Origin of the sequence: Kitasatospora phosalacinea, assembly GCF_000716545.1 — a bacterium.
GTDB lineage: Bacteria > Actinomycetota > Actinomycetes > Streptomycetales > Streptomycetaceae > Kitasatospora > Kitasatospora phosalacinea.
In genome coordinates this window covers 1-17,324 of the sequence record NZ_JNWZ01000099.1, presented here as the reverse complement: position 1 = coordinate 17,324, position 17,324 = coordinate 1, and the positions used below count along the sequence as shown (strand labels likewise).

16 protein-coding genes are annotated in these 17,324 nt (G+C 73.4%); 3 read left to right on the top strand and 13 right to left on the bottom strand.

All coding sequences use genetic code 11. The annotated features are described in order from the left end of the window. Positions 1-421: 421 nt before the first annotated feature. Complete coding sequence (gene tyrS / locus OO48_RS32215; RefSeq protein WP_033222814.1) at positions 422-1,687, bottom strand: tyrosine--tRNA ligase; 1,266 nt, start codon at positions 1,685-1,687, stop codon at positions 422-424. 217 nt (positions 1,688-1,904) lie between these two features. On the opposite strand from tyrS, the gene OO48_RS32210 reads away from it, so the two are divergent. Then, positions 1,905-2,441, top strand: a complete 537-nt coding sequence (locus OO48_RS32210; protein ID WP_033222812.1) for an HNH endonuclease — start codon at positions 1,905-1,907, stop codon at positions 2,439-2,441. An 82-nt stretch (positions 2,442-2,523) separates the two neighbouring features. On the opposite strand, the gene OO48_RS32205 is transcribed toward OO48_RS32210, so the two are convergent. The 6 genes from OO48_RS32205 to OO48_RS32180 form a co-directional block, all read right to left on the bottom strand. Continuing rightward, positions 2,524-4,446 carry an outer membrane protein assembly factor BamB family protein gene (locus tag OO48_RS32205; RefSeq protein WP_033222810.1) on the bottom strand — a complete coding sequence of 641 codons (1,923 nt, stop codon included), beginning with the start codon at positions 4,444-4,446 and terminating at the stop codon, positions 2,524-2,526. 132 nt (positions 4,447-4,578) lie between these two features. Beyond that, the gene (locus OO48_RS32200; protein WP_033222809.1) at positions 4,579-4,875 is read right to left on the bottom strand and encodes a 4a-hydroxytetrahydrobiopterin dehydratase; all 297 of its coding nucleotides are present in this window, start codon (positions 4,873-4,875) and stop codon (positions 4,579-4,581) included. A gap of 60 nt (positions 4,876-4,935) precedes the next feature. After that, a complete protein-coding gene (locus tag OO48_RS32195) occupies positions 4,936-5,703 on the bottom strand; it encodes a sulfite exporter TauE/SafE family protein (protein ID WP_033222807.1) in 768 nt (255 codons plus the stop codon). Between the two features lie 147 nt (positions 5,704-5,850). Next, the gene (locus OO48_RS32190; protein ID WP_033222805.1) at positions 5,851-6,873 is read right to left on the bottom strand and encodes an SPFH domain-containing protein; all 1,023 of its coding nucleotides are present in this window, start codon (positions 6,871-6,873) and stop codon (positions 5,851-5,853) included. A 10-nt stretch (positions 6,874-6,883) separates the two neighbouring features. Continuing rightward, positions 6,884-7,318: an NfeD family protein gene (locus OO48_RS32185; protein ID WP_033222803.1), complete on the bottom strand. Its 435-nt coding sequence runs from the start codon at positions 7,316-7,318 to the stop codon at positions 6,884-6,886. 103 nt (positions 7,319-7,421) lie between these two features. After that, positions 7,422-8,213: an ABC transporter ATP-binding protein gene (locus tag OO48_RS32180; protein ID WP_033222801.1), complete on the bottom strand. Its 792-nt coding sequence runs from the start codon at positions 8,211-8,213 to the stop codon at positions 7,422-7,424. A 133-nt stretch (positions 8,214-8,346) separates the two neighbouring features. Between OO48_RS32180 and OO48_RS32175 the strand changes: the two genes are divergently transcribed. Next, positions 8,347-9,144: a hypothetical protein gene (locus OO48_RS32175; RefSeq protein ID WP_033222799.1), complete on the top strand. Its 798-nt coding sequence runs from the start codon at positions 8,347-8,349 to the stop codon at positions 9,142-9,144. Positions 9,145-9,168: 24 nt separating this feature from the next. Here the strand turns inward: OO48_RS32175 and OO48_RS32170 are convergent, their stop codons facing one another. The 3 genes from OO48_RS32170 to OO48_RS32160 all read right to left on the bottom strand — a co-directional run bounded on the left by OO48_RS32170 (position 9,169) and on the right by OO48_RS32160 (position 13,797). Continuing rightward, positions 9,169-9,813, bottom strand: a complete 645-nt coding sequence (locus OO48_RS32170) for a response regulator (protein ID WP_033222796.1) — start codon at positions 9,811-9,813, stop codon at positions 9,169-9,171. Further along, positions 9,806-10,945, bottom strand: a complete 1,140-nt coding sequence (locus OO48_RS32165; RefSeq protein ID WP_033222794.1) for a GAF domain-containing sensor histidine kinase — start codon at positions 10,943-10,945, stop codon at positions 9,806-9,808. The genes OO48_RS32170 and OO48_RS32165 overlap by 8 nt, the downstream gene beginning before the upstream one ends. A 152-nt stretch (positions 10,946-11,097) precedes the next feature. Further along, the gene (locus OO48_RS32160) at positions 11,098-13,797 is read right to left on the bottom strand and encodes an FHA domain-containing protein (protein WP_033222793.1); all 2,700 of its coding nucleotides are present in this window, start codon (positions 13,795-13,797) and stop codon (positions 11,098-11,100) included. Positions 13,798-14,008: 211 nt separating this feature from the next. On the opposite strand from OO48_RS32160, the gene serB reads away from it, so the two are divergent. After that, positions 14,009-15,271 (top strand): phosphoserine phosphatase SerB, encoded by a 1,263-nt coding sequence (gene serB, locus OO48_RS32155; protein WP_033222791.1) that lies wholly within the window; start codon positions 14,009-14,011, stop codon positions 15,269-15,271. Positions 15,272-15,333: 62 nt separating this feature from the next. On the opposite strand, the gene OO48_RS32150 is transcribed toward serB, so the two are convergent. The 3 genes from OO48_RS32150 to OO48_RS32145 form a co-directional block, all read right to left on the bottom strand. Next, positions 15,334-15,861 carry a SixA phosphatase family protein gene (locus OO48_RS32150; RefSeq protein WP_033222789.1) on the bottom strand — a complete coding sequence of 176 codons (528 nt, stop codon included), beginning with the start codon at positions 15,859-15,861 and terminating at the stop codon, positions 15,334-15,336. A gap of 99 nt (positions 15,862-15,960) precedes the next feature. After that, positions 15,961-16,083 carry an SGM_5486 family transporter-associated protein gene (locus OO48_RS40870; RefSeq protein WP_280842447.1) on the bottom strand — a complete coding sequence of 41 codons (123 nt, stop codon included), beginning with the start codon at positions 16,081-16,083 and terminating at the stop codon, positions 15,961-15,963. Positions 16,084-16,093: 10 nt separating this feature from the next. Next, positions 16,094-17,324: MFS transporter (locus tag OO48_RS32145; RefSeq protein ID WP_051733280.1), on the bottom strand; the 1,231-nt coding region annotated here is incomplete at its 5' end.

Sequence of the window (17,324 nt, the reverse complement as noted above, 5' to 3'; positions counted from 1 at the left end):
GGCACGCTGTTGAGTTCTCAAGGAACGGACACTTCCTTCGAGCCGCATCCCTGCGGACCCTCCGGGCGCTTCGTTCTTTCGTGTTCCCAGCTTATCAGAGGTTTTCCGCTCCGTTTTCCGGAGTTTCGTTCGATCCGATTCGCTTTCGCCTTTCGGCGCTCCCGAACTCTACCAGAGTTATTCGATCCGCTTTTCCATTCGAAATCCGAACGGACGCGCGACGAATCGCTCATTGAGGTTTGGGGGGTTCCGCCTCCCGGTCCCAGCCGGTTCAGGCGACTCGACCTACGTTAGGACACCGGGACGGACGAGTCAAACATGACGGGGCCGGATCTGGCTGGATCCGGCCCCTTTTCACCATATTCGCAGGTCAACGGCGTCCTGTTTCAGGCCACTTGGTGGCGCCTGGCAGTGTGCGGCGTTACGCGCCGGCGAGCTCGACGGCGGCGAGGTTGCGCTTGCCGCGGCGGAGGACGAGCCAGCGGCCGTGCAGGAGGTCGTCGGTGGTGGCGACGGCTTCCTCGTCGGTGACCTTGGCGTTGTTGAGGTAGGCGCCGCCTTCCTTGATGGTGCGGCGGGCGCCGGAGCGGCTCGGGGCCAGGCCGGATTCGACCAGCAGGTCGACGAGCTGGCCGAGTTCGGCGACCGTGGCCTTCGGGACCTCGGCGAGGGCCGCAGCGAGGGTGGCGGGTTCGAGGTCGGCGAGGTCGCCCTGGCCGAAGAGGGCCCTGGAGGCGGCGACGGCGCGCTCGTACTGGTCGGCGCCGTGGACGAGGGTGGTGAGCTCCTCGGCGAGGGCGCGCTGGGCGAGGCGGGCGGCGGGGCGTTCGGCGGTGTCGCGTTCGAGCTGCTCGATCTCCTCGCGGCTGCGGAAGGAGAAGATCCGCAGGAACTTGGCGACGTCGCGGTCGTCGGCGTTCAGCCAGAACTGGTAGAAGGCGTAGGGGGTGGTGAGTTCGGGGTCGAGCCAGACGGTGCCGGACTCGGTCTTGCCGAACTTGGTGCCGTCGGCCTTGGTGATCAGCGGGGTGGCGATGGCGTGCACGGAGCGGCCCTCGGCCTTGCGGATCAGGTCGGTGCCGGCGGTGAGGTTGCCCCACTGGTCGCTACCGCCGGTCTGCAGGGTGCAGTCGTAGCGGCGGTTCAGCTCCAGGAAGTCCATGCCCTGGAGGATCTGGTAGCTGAACTCGGTGTAGCTGATGCCCGCGTCGGAGTTGAGGCGGCGGGCCACCGCCTCCTTGGCGATCATGTTGTTGACGCGGAAGTACTTGCCGACGTCGCGCAGCAGGGTGATGGCCGACATGCCGGACGTCCAGTCCAGGTTGTTGACCATGCGGGCGGCGTACTCGCCCTCGAAGTCGAGGAAGCGCGCCACCTGACCGCGCAGGCGCTCGACCCAGCCGGCCACCGTCTCGGGGTCGTTGAGGACGCGCTCGGCGGTGGGCTTGGGGTCGCCGATCAGGCCGGTGGCGCCGCCGACCAGGCCGAGCGGGAGGTTTCCGGCCTGCTGGATGCGGCGCATGGTGAGGATCTGGACCAGGTTGCCGAGGTGCAGGCTGGGGGCGGTCGGGTCGAAGCCGCAATAGAACGTGACCGGGCCGTCCGCGAACGCCTTGCGCAGTGCGTCCTCGTCAGTGGACAGGGCGATCAGCCCGCGCCACTGCAGCTCGTCGACGATGTCGGTCACGGTCCCGCGTCTCCTTCGGTCGGGGGTCCGGCGCGGTGGGCCCGGGACGGGCGGTGCGCCTGGACGGTTCCAGCGGGGTAGAGCCTACGCGCTCGGGATGCGGGGGCTTCGGCGCAGGTCGGTGGGCGGGGGTGGAAATTCCGTTGTTCGGCGGGGTGCGGGCGTTCACAGTGGTGCCACCGCCGTGCGGCGGCGCGAGCACCGGAGGTGGCCCGTTATGCGCAACACCCTTGTCCTGAACGCGAGCTACGAACCGCTGAGCACGGTGCCGCTGCGCCGTGCCGTGGTGCTTGTCCTGCAGGACAAGGCGGTGGTCGAGCAGGCGCACCCGCTGCGGGTGGTGCGCGGGTCGGGGGTGCAGCTCCCGGTGCCGCGGGTGATCAGGCTGACCAGGTACGTGCGGGTGCCGTTCCGACAACGGGCGCCGTGGTCGCGGCGGGGGGTGCTGGCGCGGGACCAGCACGTGTGCGCCTACTGCGGGCGGCGGGGCACCACGGTGGACCACCTGGCGCCCAAGTCGCGCGGTGGGGCGGACAGTTGGCTGAACACGGTGGCGGCCTGCGCGGAGTGCAACCAGCGCAAGGCGGACCGGACGCCGGAGCAGGCCGGGATGCGGCTGCTGCGGCGGCCGTTCGAGCCGACACCGGAGGCGACGTTGATGCTCGCGCTCGGGCTGCGGGCGGGTGAGCTGGGCGAGCTGGCGGCCTGGCTGCCGGAGCGGCCGGAGAGCCTGCGGGCGGCCACGAGCGCGTGAGGGGCCGACGGGCCCGACCTGGTCAGGGGACAGGTCGGGCCCGTCGTCGTGCGGGCGGGGCGGGCGGGCCGCGCGGGGCGGGTCAGCCCTTGCTGGTGAAGGCGGTGGCGGCGCTGTAGTTGGAGGCGTGCTCGGGGACGGCCACCAGGTGCCCGGAGGCGGTGTGCACCCGGCCGGCCGAGAGCAGCGAGCCGGTGCCCTGCGGGAAGGCCCCGCCCTGGGTCTCCTGGCCGCCGGAGAGCGCGAAGCGGCTGAGGTGGGCGGGCTGGTCGGCGCGTTCGTCGACGGAGACCACCAGGCCGCCGGCGTCCACCCCGGCCGGGTGGGCCTTGCCCTTCTCGGTGATGGGGGTGCGCCACTGCGGCTTGCCGGTGGCGAGGTCGTACGCGGTGATCGAGGTGGGGCTGCCGCCGCCCTCGGGGACGACGGCGGCGAACATGCTGGTGCCCTGGAAGTACACGCCGGGGACGGCGGCGAAGCTGCCGCTGTCCACGTCCAGCCGGCCGCCGCCCTCGACCGCGGTCCGGATCTCCACCCCCGGGTCGCCCTCGGCGCCCCAGGCGAACACCCGCTCGTCCTCGGGCTTCGCGCCGGTGGTGAGGACCACGGCGGGCTCGGCGGAGAGCACGGTGACGGTGGCGGGCTGGTTGTTCAGGCCGCGCCAGTACTTGACCTTGCCGTCGGAGACGTTGAGCGCGACGGCCTGGTCGCCGGGCGTGGAGTCGGCGCAGTGGCTGTGCAGCAGCACCACGGAGGCGCCGGCGCTGCCGGACAGCCGGCAGAACTTGCCCTGGCCGCCGTACTGCCAGGACTCGGCGCCGTCGGCGGCGGCCCAGGCGTAGGCCTTGTCCTCGCCGACCGCGACGACCTTGTCCTCGGTGACGGAGACGTGGGCGGCGTAGCTGTCCTTGGTGTCGGAGAGCGTCTTCGTCCAGACCGCCTGGCCGGACTTGGTGTCGACGGCGGCGACGGTGCTGCACGGGCTCTTCGGGTCGGCGGAGCGGCGGTAGGCGACCGCGCCGAGGCCGGAGCCGTTGACGGACGGGGAGAGGCCGCAGGGGACGGCGCCGTCGGCGGGGGCCTTGAGCGTCCAGCCGGGCTTGCCGTCGGCGAGGCCGTAGGCGTGCACGCCGGTGCCGTCGGCGCGGACCACCGTGTCGGCCAGCAGCCAGCTGCCGACCAGGGTGTCGTCGGTGCCCTGGGCGCCGGCGGTGCCGGGGTCGGCGGTCACCGTCCATGCCTTGGTGTGGGCGACGGCGATGTTCTGCGAACCGCCGGGGGCGGCCTTGGCGGCGGGCTCGTCCTCGTCCTCGTCGGAGACCGCGAGCACGGCCGCGGTGACCAGTACGGCGAGCGCCGCGACGCCCGCGCCGACCCGGACGGCCAAGCCGCGGCGGCTGGGGGCGCCCTCGCCGGCGAGCACCGCGGCGCGGGCCTTGGCGGCGAAGCCGCGCGGGGCGGGGCGTTCCCGGCCCGGGGCGCCGGTACCGGACGGGCCGGCGGCGGTGACTGACACACCGTCGGCTCCGGGGGCGAACGGGTCCTCGGCGCTGGTCTGCGGGTAGTCGGTGACGGGCGCGGCGGCGGGCTCGGCGGCCGCCGGGTAGGGCGCGGCCCCCGGCTGCCGGGGCGGGTCGAACGGGCTCTGGCCGGGCTCGGCGCCCGGGTGGGACTGCTGCCGGCCGGACTGGTCCTGGTAGCCGGTCTGCTGCTGGGGGTAGCCGTAACCCTGCTGCGGGTCGGCGTACGCCTGCTGCTGGTCGGTGTAGACCTGCTGGTCCGGGTAGCCGTAGCCCTGTTGCTGCTGCGGGAAGGGCTGTTGGCCGTACGCCTGCTGCTGGTCCGGGTAGCCGTACGCCTGCTGCTGGTCCGGGTAACCGTAGCCCTGCTGTTGCTGCGGGAGGGGCTGCTGGTCGTACGCCTGCTGCTCCGGGTAGCCCTGCGGCTGGGGGTACCAGGGCTGCTGCTGGTCGTACCCGGGGGTCGTGGGAGGTTCCTGAGCCATGCGTTCCGTCCGTCCCGACTGCGGTCTGGCAAGCAGCCAGCATCTCATGGCGCGGGAACGGGTTTTGCCCGGCCTTTGCCCGACGTTCGGGGCCGGGCGGGGGCGGGACGGGCGGGCGCGGGGGCGGCCGGGTCAGGCCGCGTCGTCGAGGGCGCGGTCGATCAGGTGGGCGAGCGTGATGTCGAGGCTGGTCAGGCCGTGCTCGCTGTGGGTGGTGAGGAGGAAGGTGAGGGTCCGCCAGCGGATGTCGATGTCGGGGTGGTGGTCGAGCGCCTCGGCCTGTTCGGCGACCGCGTCGACGACCTCGATGGCGGTGGGGAAGCTCGCGGTCTCGGCGGTGCGGGTGATCGCTTCGCCGGTGCGGGTCCACTGCGGGAGGTCGGCGAGTGCGTTGGCGATCTGTTCCTCGCTGAGGCGGGTGCGGCTCATGGCGGTCTCCGTCCGGTTCCGGGTCTCAGGGCCGAGCCTACGTCGCCGGGGTGCCCGGGGTCAGGAGAGCAGCAGCTTGGTGACGGCGACGAGGCCGACCACCACGATCAGGGCGCGCAGCGCGAGCGGCGGGAGCCGGCGGCCGACCTTGGCGCCGAACACGCCGCCGAGGGTGGCGCCGACGGCGATCAGCAGGGCGGCGGTCCAGTCGATGGTGGAGGTGAAGACGAAGAAGACCGCGGCGACGCCGTTGACGATCAGCGCGAGGACGTTCTTGATGCCGTTGATCGTCTGCAGGCCCTCGGGGAGCAGCATGCCCATCAGGGCGAGCAGCAGGACGCCCTGGGCGGCTCCGAAGTAGCCGCCGTAGACGCCGGTGAGCCCGATGCAGAGCAGCAGCGGCCAGCCGCCGTCGGTGGCGGGGGGCAGGGTGCCGGCGGCGCGGCGGGCGGCCATCGCCCGGGCGACCCGGGGTTGCAGGACGACCAGCACGAGGGCGGTGAGGATCAGGACGGGGACGATGGCGTCGAAGGCGCTGTTGGGCAGGACGATCAGCAGGGCGGCGCCGGTGAGTCCGCCGATCAGCGAGGCGGTGCCGTAGCGGATCAGGCGGTGGCGCTGCCCGGCGAGTTCGGCGCGGTAGCCGATGGCTCCGGCCAGGGAGCCGGGGGCCAGGCCGAGCGCGTTGGAGACGTTGGCGGTGACGGGGGGCAGGCCGACGGCGAGCAGGACGGGGAAGGTGATCAGGGTGCCGGAGCCGACGATGGTGTTGATGGTGCCGGCGGCGACGCCGGCCAGCAGGACGGCGGTCATCTCCCACAGCGTCATTGGCTTCCCCCTCGTTGGCTGCTGTCATGCGCCGGTCGATCATGCCGGAGCGGCGCGCGGCTTGGCGAGGGGTGGTCCGCCATCCGGAACGGGACCGGGCCCCGGTCGACGCGGGGTCGGCCGGGGCCCGGGCGGGACGGGCGGGGGTTACTCGTCGATCTTGGGGTACTGGCGGGTGGGCTCGACCCGGGGGCGGGCGGTCTTGTTCTCGGTGTCCACCGGGCGGGGGGCGGTGGCCGGGTCGACCGGGACGCGGGCGGCGGGCGGGGTCACGGCGGGGGCCGCGGGGGCGCCGCCGCCGGTGACGCCCTGGAAGGCGCCGCCGAGGCCCTTGAGCGCGTCGCCGACCTCGCTGGGGATGATCCACAGCTTGTTGGCGTCGCCCTTGGCGAGCTCGGGCAGGGTCTGCAGGTACTGGTAGGCGAGCAGCTTCTGGTCGGCGTCGCCCTCGTGGATGGCCTCGAAGACGGTGCGGATCGCGGCGGCCTCGCCGTCGGCCTTCAGGACGGCGGCCTGCGCCTCGCCCTCGGCCTGGAGCACGGCGGCCTGCTTCTCGCCCTCGGCGCGCAGGATCTGGGCCTGCCGGGCGCCCTCGGCGGTGAGGATCGCGGCGCGCTTGTCGCGGTCGGCGCGCATCTGCTTCTCCATCGAGTCCTGGATGGAGGTCGGCGGCTCGATCGCCTTCAGCTCGACCCGGTTGACCCGGATGCCCCAGCGGCCGGTGGCCTCGTCCAGGACGCCGCGCAGGCCCGCGTTGATGACCTCGCGGGAGGTCAGGGTGGATTCGAGGTCCATCGAGCCGATGATGTTGCGCAGGGTGGTGACGGTGAGCTGCTCGATGGCCTGGATGTAGCTGGCCACCTCGTAGGTCGCGGCGCGCGGGTCGGTCACCTGGTAGTAGATGACGGTGTCGATGTTGACGACCAGGTTGTCCGAGGTGATGACCGGCTGCGGCGGGAACGGGACGACCTGCTCGCGCAGGTCGATCCGGTTGCGGATGGTGTCGATGAACGGCACCACGATGTTCAGGCCGGCGCTGAGGGTGCGGGTGTAGCGGCCGAAGCGCTCCACGATCGCCGCGCTGGCCTGCGGGATCACCTGGATCGTCTTGATCAGGGCGATGAAGGCCACCACGACCAGGACGATCAAGACGATGAGGACGGGTTCCAACGCTTCTCCCCTAGACGACCAGGGCGGTCGCGCCCTGGATTTCGACGACGTCGACCTGCTGCCCGGGCTCGAAGACCGAGCCCGGGTGGAGCGCGCGGGCCGACCAGATCTCGCCGTTCAGCTTGATCCGTCCGCCCTCTCCCCCGTCGACTGTTTCCTGTACCACCGCGGTGGCGCCGGTCAGCGCCTCCACGCCCGTGCGGTACCCCGGGCCCTTCTTGAGCTGGCGGTAGGCGATCGGGCGCACGAACACCAGCAGCGCGGCCGACACCCCGACGAACACCAGGAACTGCGGGACCGTGCCACCGCCCAGGCCCGCCGTCAGCGCGGCGGCGCCGGCGCCGACCGCGAACATGGCGAACTCCGGCATCGCGGTGACCACCAGCGGTATGCCCAGCGCGACGGCGAGCAGCAGCCACCAGATCCAGCTGTCCACGGGCCCCATCCTAGGGAAGTCGAGTCTTTCCCCGCCTAGCTTCCCGCAGGTGGGGCGGCGGAAACCGGCCGCCTGTACGACCGGTTCCCGGCGTTCGCCCGGAGGACGCGATTCAGCCGAGCGGGAGGCCCTGCGCGGTCCAGCGGTCGCCGCGCTGCTCCAGGGTCAGCGGCAGGCCGAAGCAGTGCGAGAGGTTGCGGGCGGTGAGGGTGGCCTCGATCGGACCGGCCGTCATCACCTTGCCCTGGCGGATCATCAGCACGTGGGTCATGCCGGGCACGATCTCCTCCACGTGGTGGGTGACCATCACCATGGACGGCGCGTACTCGTCCCGGGCGAGCGCGGCGAGGCGGCGGATCAGGTCCTCGCGGCCGCCGAGGTCGAGGCCGGCGGCGGGCTCGTCGAGCAGCAGCAGTTCGGGGTCGGTCATCAGGGCGCGGGCGATCAGGGTGCGCTTGCGCTCGCCCTCGGAGAGGGTGCCGAACTTGCGGGTGGTGAAACCGGCCATGCCGAGGCGGTCGAGCAGCGCGAGGGCGCGGGCCTCGTCCGGCTCCTCGTAGGTCTCCTTGCCGTGCACGGTCTGCCCGTACGCGGCGGTCAGCACGGTCTCCAGCACGGTCTGGCCGGTCGGGAGCTTCTCGTACATCGCGGCGCTGGCCAGACCGATCCGGGCGCGCTGCTCGAACACGTCGACCTGGTCGAGCTTCTCGCCCAGCACGGCGGCCTCGCCGGAGCTCGGGAACAGGTAGGCACCGGCGATCTGGAGCAGTGTGGTCTTGCCCGCGCCGTTCGGGCCGAGCACCACCCAGCGCTCGCCCTCCTTGACCGTCCAGGACACGTGATCGACGAGTGCGCGCCCCTCCCGGACCACGGAAACGTCCACCAGCTCCAGCACGTCGCTCATGCCTACGCCTTCCCCAAATGCAAGAATCCGGCCGTCCGTGGGACCTGGGCGTGCGGTCCTCGGGGTGCGGTCCACCATGTGTCAGGGCAAACCTACGCCACCCGCCCGGCACGCTTGTCCGTAGGCTGGTCCGATGCTCGTCACTCCTGCCGACAATCCGTACCAAGAACCCCGTTCGGGGCGGCTCACCGCCTGGGGCAACGCGCTGCTGGCGGGCGCCGCCTCGCCGGACGACGCGGCCGCCGCCGTCCAGGGCGCGGACGACGCCCACCGGGTGACCGGCCTGCCCGGGGAGGCGCCCGACTCGCTGCACGGCCTGACCTGGGCGCTGGGGCGGCTGCGCTCGCTGGGCGCGAAGGGCCTGCGGCTGGCCCTGCCGGTGGCCGGGCACCCGCTCGGGCTGACCGGGCCGCCCGCCTTCAACTCGCTGGCGCTGGGCGCCGGCGAGGCCGTCCTGGCGGTCGGCGTCCCGTACGGGCTGGTGCCGGAGGCCGAGGTGTACGGGCCGCAGGGCGACCAGGGCGTGCGGGTGCTGTGGCAGTGCCTGCCGGTGAACGACGCGCCGCCGGCCGACGTGCCCTCGCTGGACGAGGCCGAGCGGGAGCTGGCGGACGGGCTGCGGCAGGCCACCGCGGCGCTGGTCCGCCTGGACGTGGCGGGGGCCGGGCCGGAGTCGCTGCGGGCGCTGGAGTCCTTCCGCCGGCAGGGCCACCGCGAGCTGCTGGCGCCCGGCTACCCGCAGCGCGCGGTGCGGGTGCTGGAGTCGGCCCGGCAGGTGTCGGCGCTGCTGCACATCGCCTCGGGCGGGCACGGGGCGGCGGTCTCCGCCTCCGAGATGGCCGCCCGGCGGGAGGTGCTGGCCCCGCTGGACCGCACCGCCCGGCGGGCCCAGGTCGCGGCGTACAACGCGGCGGTGGACGAGCGGCGTTAGGGCCCGTCCGGCCTCGGGGCCGCGTCAGGACTGGTTGCGGACCGCCCACAGCGCGGCCTGGGTGCGGTCCGCGACGTCCAGCTTCATCAGGATGTTCGAGACGTGCGTCTTGACCGTCTTCTCCGAGAGGTGCAGGGCGCGGGCGATCTCCCGGTTGGAGCGGCCGTCGGCGATGTGCGAGAGCACCTCGCGCTCGCGGTCGGTGAGGGTGCCGCCGCGGCCCTGCGGCGGGGCCGGGACGTCCTCGGCGAGCAGCGCGGCGGCCAGTTCGGGCTGGAGCAGGACGTGCCCGGCGTGCACCGAGCGGATCGCACCGGCCAGCGCCTCCGGGTCGACGTCCTTGTACACGTAGCCGGCCGCGCCGGCCCGCAGCGCCGGGACGACGGTGCGGTGCTCGGTGAAGCTGGTGACGATCAGCACCCGGGCGGCGCTGCCGCGTTCGCGCAGCAGGCGCAGCGCCTCGATGCCGTCCACCCTGGGCATCTTGAGGTCCATCAGGACCACGTCGGGGGCGAGTTCGGCGGTCCGTTCGACGGCCTCCGCGCCGTCCGCGGCCTCGCCGACCACCTCGATGTCGTCCTGCACCTCCAGGAAGGTGCGCAGGCCGCGCCGGACCACCTGGTGGTCGTCCACCAGCAGCACGCGGATCGGTGACGCGGTGTCAGGCACCGGGGACCTCCATCTCGACCAGGGTGCCCCGGCCCGGGGCGGACTCCAGGGACAGCCGGCCGCCGACCGCGGCGGCCCGGTCGCGCATCGACACCAGCCCGAGGTGCCGGCCGGCCCGGCGCACCGACTCCGGGTCGAAGCCGCGGCCGTCGTCGCGGACGGTCAGCCGGGCGCCGCGGTCGGCGGTGCCGGTGAGGGTGACCGCGACGGTGCCGGCCCCGGCGTGCCGCAGCGCGTTGTGCAGCGCCTCCTGGGCGACCCGCAGCAGGGCCGACTCCTGGGTGGCGGGCAGCGCGCGGACGCCGGTGGCGGTGAAGGCGACCTTGGCGCTGTGCGCCCGGTCCAGCACCTGCACCTGGGAGGCGAGGGTGGCCACCAGTCCGTCCTCCTCCAGCGCGGCGGGGCGCAGTTCGACCACCACGGCGCGCAGTTCGTCGGCCGCCTCGGCGGCGAGCCGGGCCACCTCGGCCAGGTTCTCGCGGGCCCGGGCCGGGTCCCGGTCGACCAGCGTGGCGGCGGCGCGGGCGGTCAGGCGCAGTGAGAACAGCTTCTGCGAGACGGCGTCGTGCAGGTCGTGGGCGATCCGGGCGCGCTCGCCGGACAGGGTCAGTTCGCGGCTGCGCTCGTAGAGCCGGGCGTTGCCGAGGGCGAGGGCGGCGTGCGCGACCAGGATCCGCAGCAGTTCCTCGTCCTGCTCGGTGAAGCCGCCGGGCTTGTTGGCCAGGAACAGCGCGCCGGCGATCTCGTCCTCGTCCATGATCGGCATCCCGAGGAAGTCGGTCATGTCCGGGTGGGCGTCGGGCCAGCCGCCGAACGCGGGGGCGGTGCGGACGTCCTTCAGCCGGGTCGGTTCGCGGTCGTGCAGCATCGAGGCCAGGACGCCGTGCTGGCGCGGCAGCGGGCCGATCGCCCGCCACTGCTCGTCGCTCACGCCGTCCACCACGAACTGCGCGAAGCCGCCGTGGTCGTCCGGCAGGCCGAGCGCGGCGTACTCGGCGCCCAGCAGCGACCGGGCGGAGGCGGTGATCCGGCGCAGCACCTCCCGGACCTCCAGTGGCCGGGACATCGCCAGCACCGCCGCGCTGACCGCCTCGATCGCCTGCAGCGACGGATCGCACCGGGGACTGTCCATGCGCCCACGCTACCCCCGTGATCACGGGCCCCACCTCGGGCGCGAGACCTAGGGCGGGAGGCCCGGGAGCGCGTGTCCGGGGGCCCGGGGGGTCGCGGTCCGGGGCCCCGGAAAAGGCGAAGGGCCCCCGGAGGGGCCCTTCGAGCGGCGGGTCAGCCGTTCTGCATGACCTCGGGTTCGTGGCGCTTCTGGAAGCGCTGGATCGCGAAGGCCAGCCCGACCGAGATGACGATCATGACGGCCCAGTTGAGGAACATGATGCCCGCGGAGTGGTCCCAGAGGGAGTCGACCGGCGCGGTCTCCGGCGGCTTGGCGATCACCACCGGGGAGATGTGCGCCAGGTCGAGGGTGTTGCCGCTGGCGGCGACGCCCCAGCGGGCGGGCATCAGCCAGCCGAGCTGCTCCAGGCCGGGCTTGTCGAAGAGCTGGAAGATCGCACCGGTGAAGACCATCTGGACGATGGCGAACATGACCAGTAGGGGCATGGTCTTCTCGGCGGTCTTGACCAGCGAGGAGATGGCCAGGCCGACCATCATGGAGGTGAAGCTGAGCAGGATCACGCCGATGGACATCTCGACGGCCGGCAGGTGCTTGAGGATCAGGCCCTCGGTGGGGAGCTTGCGCACCTTGAAGGCGATGGCGGAGATGATGCCGCCCTGCAGGAAGCTGATCGCGCCGAGCACGATGAACTTCGAGGTCAGGTAGGCGGACCGGGACAGGCCGGTGGCCCGTTCCCGTTCGTAGATCGCGCGTTCCTTGATCAGCTCGCGGACCGAGTTCGCCGAGCCGGACAGGCAGGCGGAGAACGCGACGACCATCAGGATCAGCCGGGCGACGTCGTTGCGGCCGGAGGTGGTGGCGCAGGCGGCCAGGCCGCACTTGTCCGGGATGACGGCGGAGACCGCGCCGAGGACCAGTGGCAGCAGCAGGGACAGCGCGATGAAGCCCTTGTCGGAGGCGATCACCGACAGGTAGCGGCGGATCAGCGTCCACAGCTGGGAGCCCCAGCTCTGCGGCTTGGGCGGGCGCAGCTGGGTGAGCGCGTTGGGCTGGTGCGCCTGGGAGGCCGCGGCGTCCACGTTGGCCGAGTACTGCCGGTGGTGGACGGAGTTGCGGTAGCGGCCGGCCCAGTCGTGGTCGGGGTAGTTCTCGAAGGCCTGGAAGACGTCGGCCCAGGTCTCGTAGCCGAAGAAGTGCAGCGCCTCGCCGGGCGGGCCGAAGTAGGCCACCGAACCGCCGGGGGCCATCACCAGGAGCCGGTCGCAGAGCGCGAGTTCGGCGACCGAGTGGGTGACGACCAGGACGGTGCGGCCGTCGTCGGCGAGGCCGCGCAGGGTCTGCATGACCTCGCGGTCCATGCCCGGGTCGAGGCCGGAGGTGGGCTCGTCCAGGAAGATCAGCGAGGGCTTGGTGAGCAGCTCCAGCGCGACCGAGACGCGCTTCTGCTGGCCGCCGGAGAGCGCGGTGATCCGGTTATCGGCGCGCTTGTCCAGGCGCAGTTCGTACAGCACCTCGTCGATCCGGCGCTCGCGCTCGGCGGCCTCGGTGTCGCCGGGGAAGCGCAGCCGGGCGGCGTACTTGAGGGCGGTGCGGACGGTGAGTTCCTTGTGCAGGATCTCGGACTGCGGGACGAGGCCGATCCGGGAGCGCAGTTCGGCGAACTGGCGGTACAGGTTGCGGCCGTCGTACAGCACGTCGCCGCGGTCGGCGGGGCGGTAGCCGGTGAGGGCGCGCAGCAGGGTGGACTTGCCGGAGCCGGACGGGCCGATCACCGCGACCAGGGACTTCTCCGGGACGGAGAAGCTGACGTCGTCGAGCAGGACCTTCTTGCCGCCCTTGAAGTCGACCTCGACGGTCAGGTGGTGGGCGGAGAAGGAGACGGCGCCGTTGTCGACGAACTCCTGGAGCTGGTCGCCGACCAGCACGAAGGAGGAGTGGCCGACGGTGAGCCGGTCCTGCGGGCCCATCAGCTGGCGGCGGGTCGGCTGGCCGTTGAGGAAGATCCCGTTGTGGCTGCCGAGGTCGACGATCTCCCAGCGGCCGTCCGGGAGCTGGCGCAGTTCGGCGTGGTGGCGGGAGACCTGGAGGTCGGACACCACGATGTCGTTGTCGAGCGCGCGGCCGATCCGGATGGTGCGTCCGCCGGCCAGGCTGCGGATCATCGTCGGGTTGCCGAGCCCGCCGACCGGCACCGGGGCGTGCTGCTGCGCCGGGGCGGCGTGCTGCTGGGCCGGCGGCTGGAACTGCTGCTGGACGGGCGGCTGGAACTGCTGCGGCGGCACGGGCTGCTGGTGCGCGGGAGGCTGCTGCGCGGGCGGCTGGAACTGCTGCGGCACCGGGGCGGCGGCCTGCTGCTGGGGGAAGCCGGGGCGCGGGGTGGGAGCGTCCCAGCCCTGCGGGATCGGCTGCTCGACCGGCGGCGGCCGGTGCCCCTGCGGCGCGGCGGCCGGGCCGGGGCCGAACTGCGGCTGCTGGAACGGGGCCTGGGCCTGCTGCGGGCCGGGGGCCCGGCTGGTGGCGGCCTCGTGGATGCCACCGCCCGGCTGGACGGGGGCGGCGGCCGGCGCCGTGAAGGCGAGCCGGGGCCCGTTCTGGCCGTTGCCGAGGTGCACGACGGTGCCGGGGTGGACCGCGGTCTGGGCGACCCGGGCCCCGGCGACGAAGGTGCCGTTGGTGGAGCCGTGGTCGGCGAGCTGCCAGCCGGCGCCGTCGAAGCTCAGGCTGGCGTGCCGCCAGGAGACCCTGGCGTCCTCGAACGGGAAGTCCGAGGCCGGATCGCGGCCGATGGTGTAGGCGCGGCCGGGTTCCAGGACCCTCTGCCGGCCGTCGATTTCAAGTACGAGTTGCGGCAACTCTCCGCCCGCCCCGCTCTCCGGTCCCCCAGGATGTTGCATCTGACAGGGGGGATCATTCCAGTCCGCGCGGTGTACCCGGAAGTCGGGCCGCTGTTCTGTGACCCCCCGGCGACCGGGCGGGGACCCCGGCGGGACGTTCCGGCGGGCGTCCCACCTCGCGGACGCCCGCGATCGGGGCGGGACCCGGCCCGGTAGCGTGGGGGGCACCATGAACGCTTCCGCTCAGGCCGCCCAGGCCCTTTCCGCCGCCCCGCCCGTGAGCACCGACGCCGAGCGCACGCTGCTGGTCAAGGTGTTCGGCAGGGACCGCCCCGGGATCACCGCGGGCCTGTTCGACCGGCTGGCCGGCTTCGACGTCGAGGTGATCGACATCGAGCAGGTGGTCACCCGTGGCCGGATAACGCTGTGCGCGCTGGTCACTCCGCCGCCCGCGCCGGGCGCGGAGGGCGCGCTGCGGGTGACGGTGCACCGCTGGGCCGAGGAGCACAAGCTCCAGGCCGAGATCATCTCCGGCACCGGCGACAACCGTTCGCGCGGCGAGGGCCGTTCGCACGTGACGGTGCTCGGCCACCCGCTGACGGCGGCCGCGGTGGCGGCGCTGTCGTCCCGGGTGTCGGAGGCCGGCGGCAACATCGACCGGGTCTTCCGGCTGGCCAAGTACCCGGTGACGGCCGTGGAGCTGACCATCTCCGGGGTGCCCACCGAGGAGCTGCGCACGGTGCTGGCGGCGGAGGCCGCGGCCCAGCGGGTGGACATCGCGGTGGTCCGGTCGGGCCTGCACCGGCGGGCCAAGCGCCTGATCGTGATGGACGTGGACTCCACCCTGATCCAGGACGAGGTGATCGAGCTGTTCGCGGCCCACGCGGGCTGCGAGGAGCAGGTCGCCGCGGTGACCGAGCAGGCGATGCGCGGCGAGCTGGACTTCGCCGAGTCGCTGCGCGCCCGGGTGGCGCTGCTGGCCGGGCTGGACGCCGCGGTCACCGAGAAGGTCCGCGCCGAGGTCCGGCTGACCCCGGGCGCCCGGACGCTGATCCGCACCCTGAAGCGGCTCGGCTACCAGGTGGCGATCGTCTCCGGCGGCTTCACCCAGGTCACCGACCACCTGGTGGAGCGCCTGGGCCTGGACTTCGCGGCCGCCAACACGCTGGAGGTCGAGAACGGGAAGTTCACCGGCCGGGTGACCGGCGAGATCGTCGACCGGGCGGGCAAGGCCCGCTGGCTGGCCCGCTTCGCCGAGCGGGCGGGGGTGCCGCTGGAGCAGACGGTGGCGATCGGCGACGGCGCCAACGACCTCGACATGCTGAACGCGGCCGGCCTGGGCGTCGCGTTCAACGCCAAGCCGGTGGTCCGCGAGCAGGCCGACACCGCCGTGAACGTGCCGTTCCTGGACACCGTGCTGTACCTGCTCGGGGTGACCCGCGAGGAGGTCGAGGCCGCCGACCAGCTGGACGGCGCGCCCACCGGCGACTGACCCGGCGGGACGGCGGAGGGGCGGGACCCGCGGGTCCCGCCCCTCCGCCGTCCCGGCGCCGCTCAGTCCTGCGGCATGAAGTACGAGTCGAGCCGGGCCACGCCGGGCTCGACCAGCTTCCACGGGCCCGCGAAGCTGAGCACCGCCACCGCGGCGGGCGGGAAGCCGTTCAGCCGCAGCCGGTTGAGCGCCTCGGTGTCGCCCTCGTCGCCGGCCAGCACCTGGGTGAGGCCGAGCACGCCCGGGTTGTGGCCGACCAGCAGCAGGTCGGCGTGGTCCTCGGGGGTCTCCTGGATGACCTCGATCAGCCGGCCCGGCTGGGCCTCGTACACCCGGTCCTCGTAGACCGTCCTGCGGGCCCGCTTGGGCAGCTCGTGGGCGACCAGTTTCCAGGTCTCCCTGGTGCGCAGCGCGGTGGAGCACAGCACGTGGTCGGGGTTGACCCCGGAGTCCGCCAGCCAGCGGCCCGCGTCGGTGGCCTGGCCGCGGCCGCGGTCGGCGAGCGGGCGGTCGTGGTCGCTGACCTGGTTGGGCCAGTCGGCCCGGGCGTGGCGGAGGACGATGATCCTACGGGGGGTGTCGGCGCTCATACCCCTAGAGCTTCGCAGAAAACCGCCGCCGGGTCGCGTGCTCGGGGACGCTGCCACCCCTGCGGGCGGCGGCTTCCCCGAACGGCGCGGGCGAGCGGGTCAGCCCATCGCGTTCGCGAAGGTGGCGACGACCGCGATGACCACCACGATGGCGGCGATCAGGCCGAGCATCTGCAGCAGCTTCTTCTGCCCGCCCTGCGGGTGGGGATCCAGTACCGGCATGCCGTCGAGCCTAACGGACGGCCTCGTCCTCGATGTGCCTGGCCCGGGCCGCCCGCAGGCCGACCAGCATCTGCGGCACCAGCAGCAGCGCCAGCAGGCCCAGCGGCAGGTACCAGCCGCCGGTGCTCTGGTAGAGCGCGCCCATCAGGATCGGGCCCGGGATGGAGATCAGGTAGCCCAGGCTCTGCGCGAACGCCGACAGCTGGGCCACCCCGCCCGGGGTGCGGGCGCGCAGGCCGAGCATGGTCAGCGCCAGCGGGAACGCGCACATCGACAGGCCGACCAGGACCGCCCACAGCCACGGCACCGTACCGGCCGCGAGCATCAGCCCGAGGAAGCCGGCGATCCCGCACAGGCCGAGCACCACCACGTACAGCCGCTGGTCGCCGCGCCGGGCCGCCAGGTTGGGCAGCAGGAAGGAGACCGGCACGCTGACCGCCATCACCACGGCCAGCAGCACGCCGGCCGCGGACTCCGACACCCCGGCGTCGTGGTAGATCTTCGGCAGCCAACCCATCGCGCCGTACGCGCTGGTCGACTGGAGGCCGAAGAACGCGGCCAGCGCCCACGCGGTGCGGCTGCGCAGGATCGGCAGCTTCACCTGGACGGGTGCCGGGGCCGCCGGGGCGCCGGACCTCTCCCGACGCAGGAACAGCACCACCAGCCAGAGCGCCAGCGCGGCCACCGCGAGCAGGCCCCAGACGCCCAGGCCGAGCCGCCAGCTGCCGCCCATCGCGTCCGTCAGCGGGACGGTGGTGGCGGCGGCCAGCGAGGTGCCCACCGACAGCGCCATCGAGTACAGGCCGATCATCGGCGCGACCCGGTCCGGGAAGTACCGCTTGATCACCACCGGCAGCAGCACGTTGGCCAGCGCCACGCCGGCCAGCGCCACCGCGGTCAGCAGCAGGAACACCGCGGCGGAGCCGGTGAACGAGCGGGCCAGCACGCCCGCCGCGATCGCCGCCATGGCGGCCGCCACCACCGCGATCGGGCCCGTCCGGCGGGCCAGGCCCGGCGCGCAGACGCCCAGCACCGCGAAGCACAGCGGGGGCACCGCGGCCAGCAGCCCGGCCGTGGTGGCGCTCATCCCCAGGCCCTCGCGGACCGGGTCGAGCAGCGCGCCGAGGCTGGTCACCACGGGGCGCAGGTTCACCGCGGCGGCGGCCACCGCGACGGCCAGCAGGACGGCGGCGGCGTCGCGGGCGGGGGCGGTGGCGGCCGCGGCCGCGGCGGGGGTGACG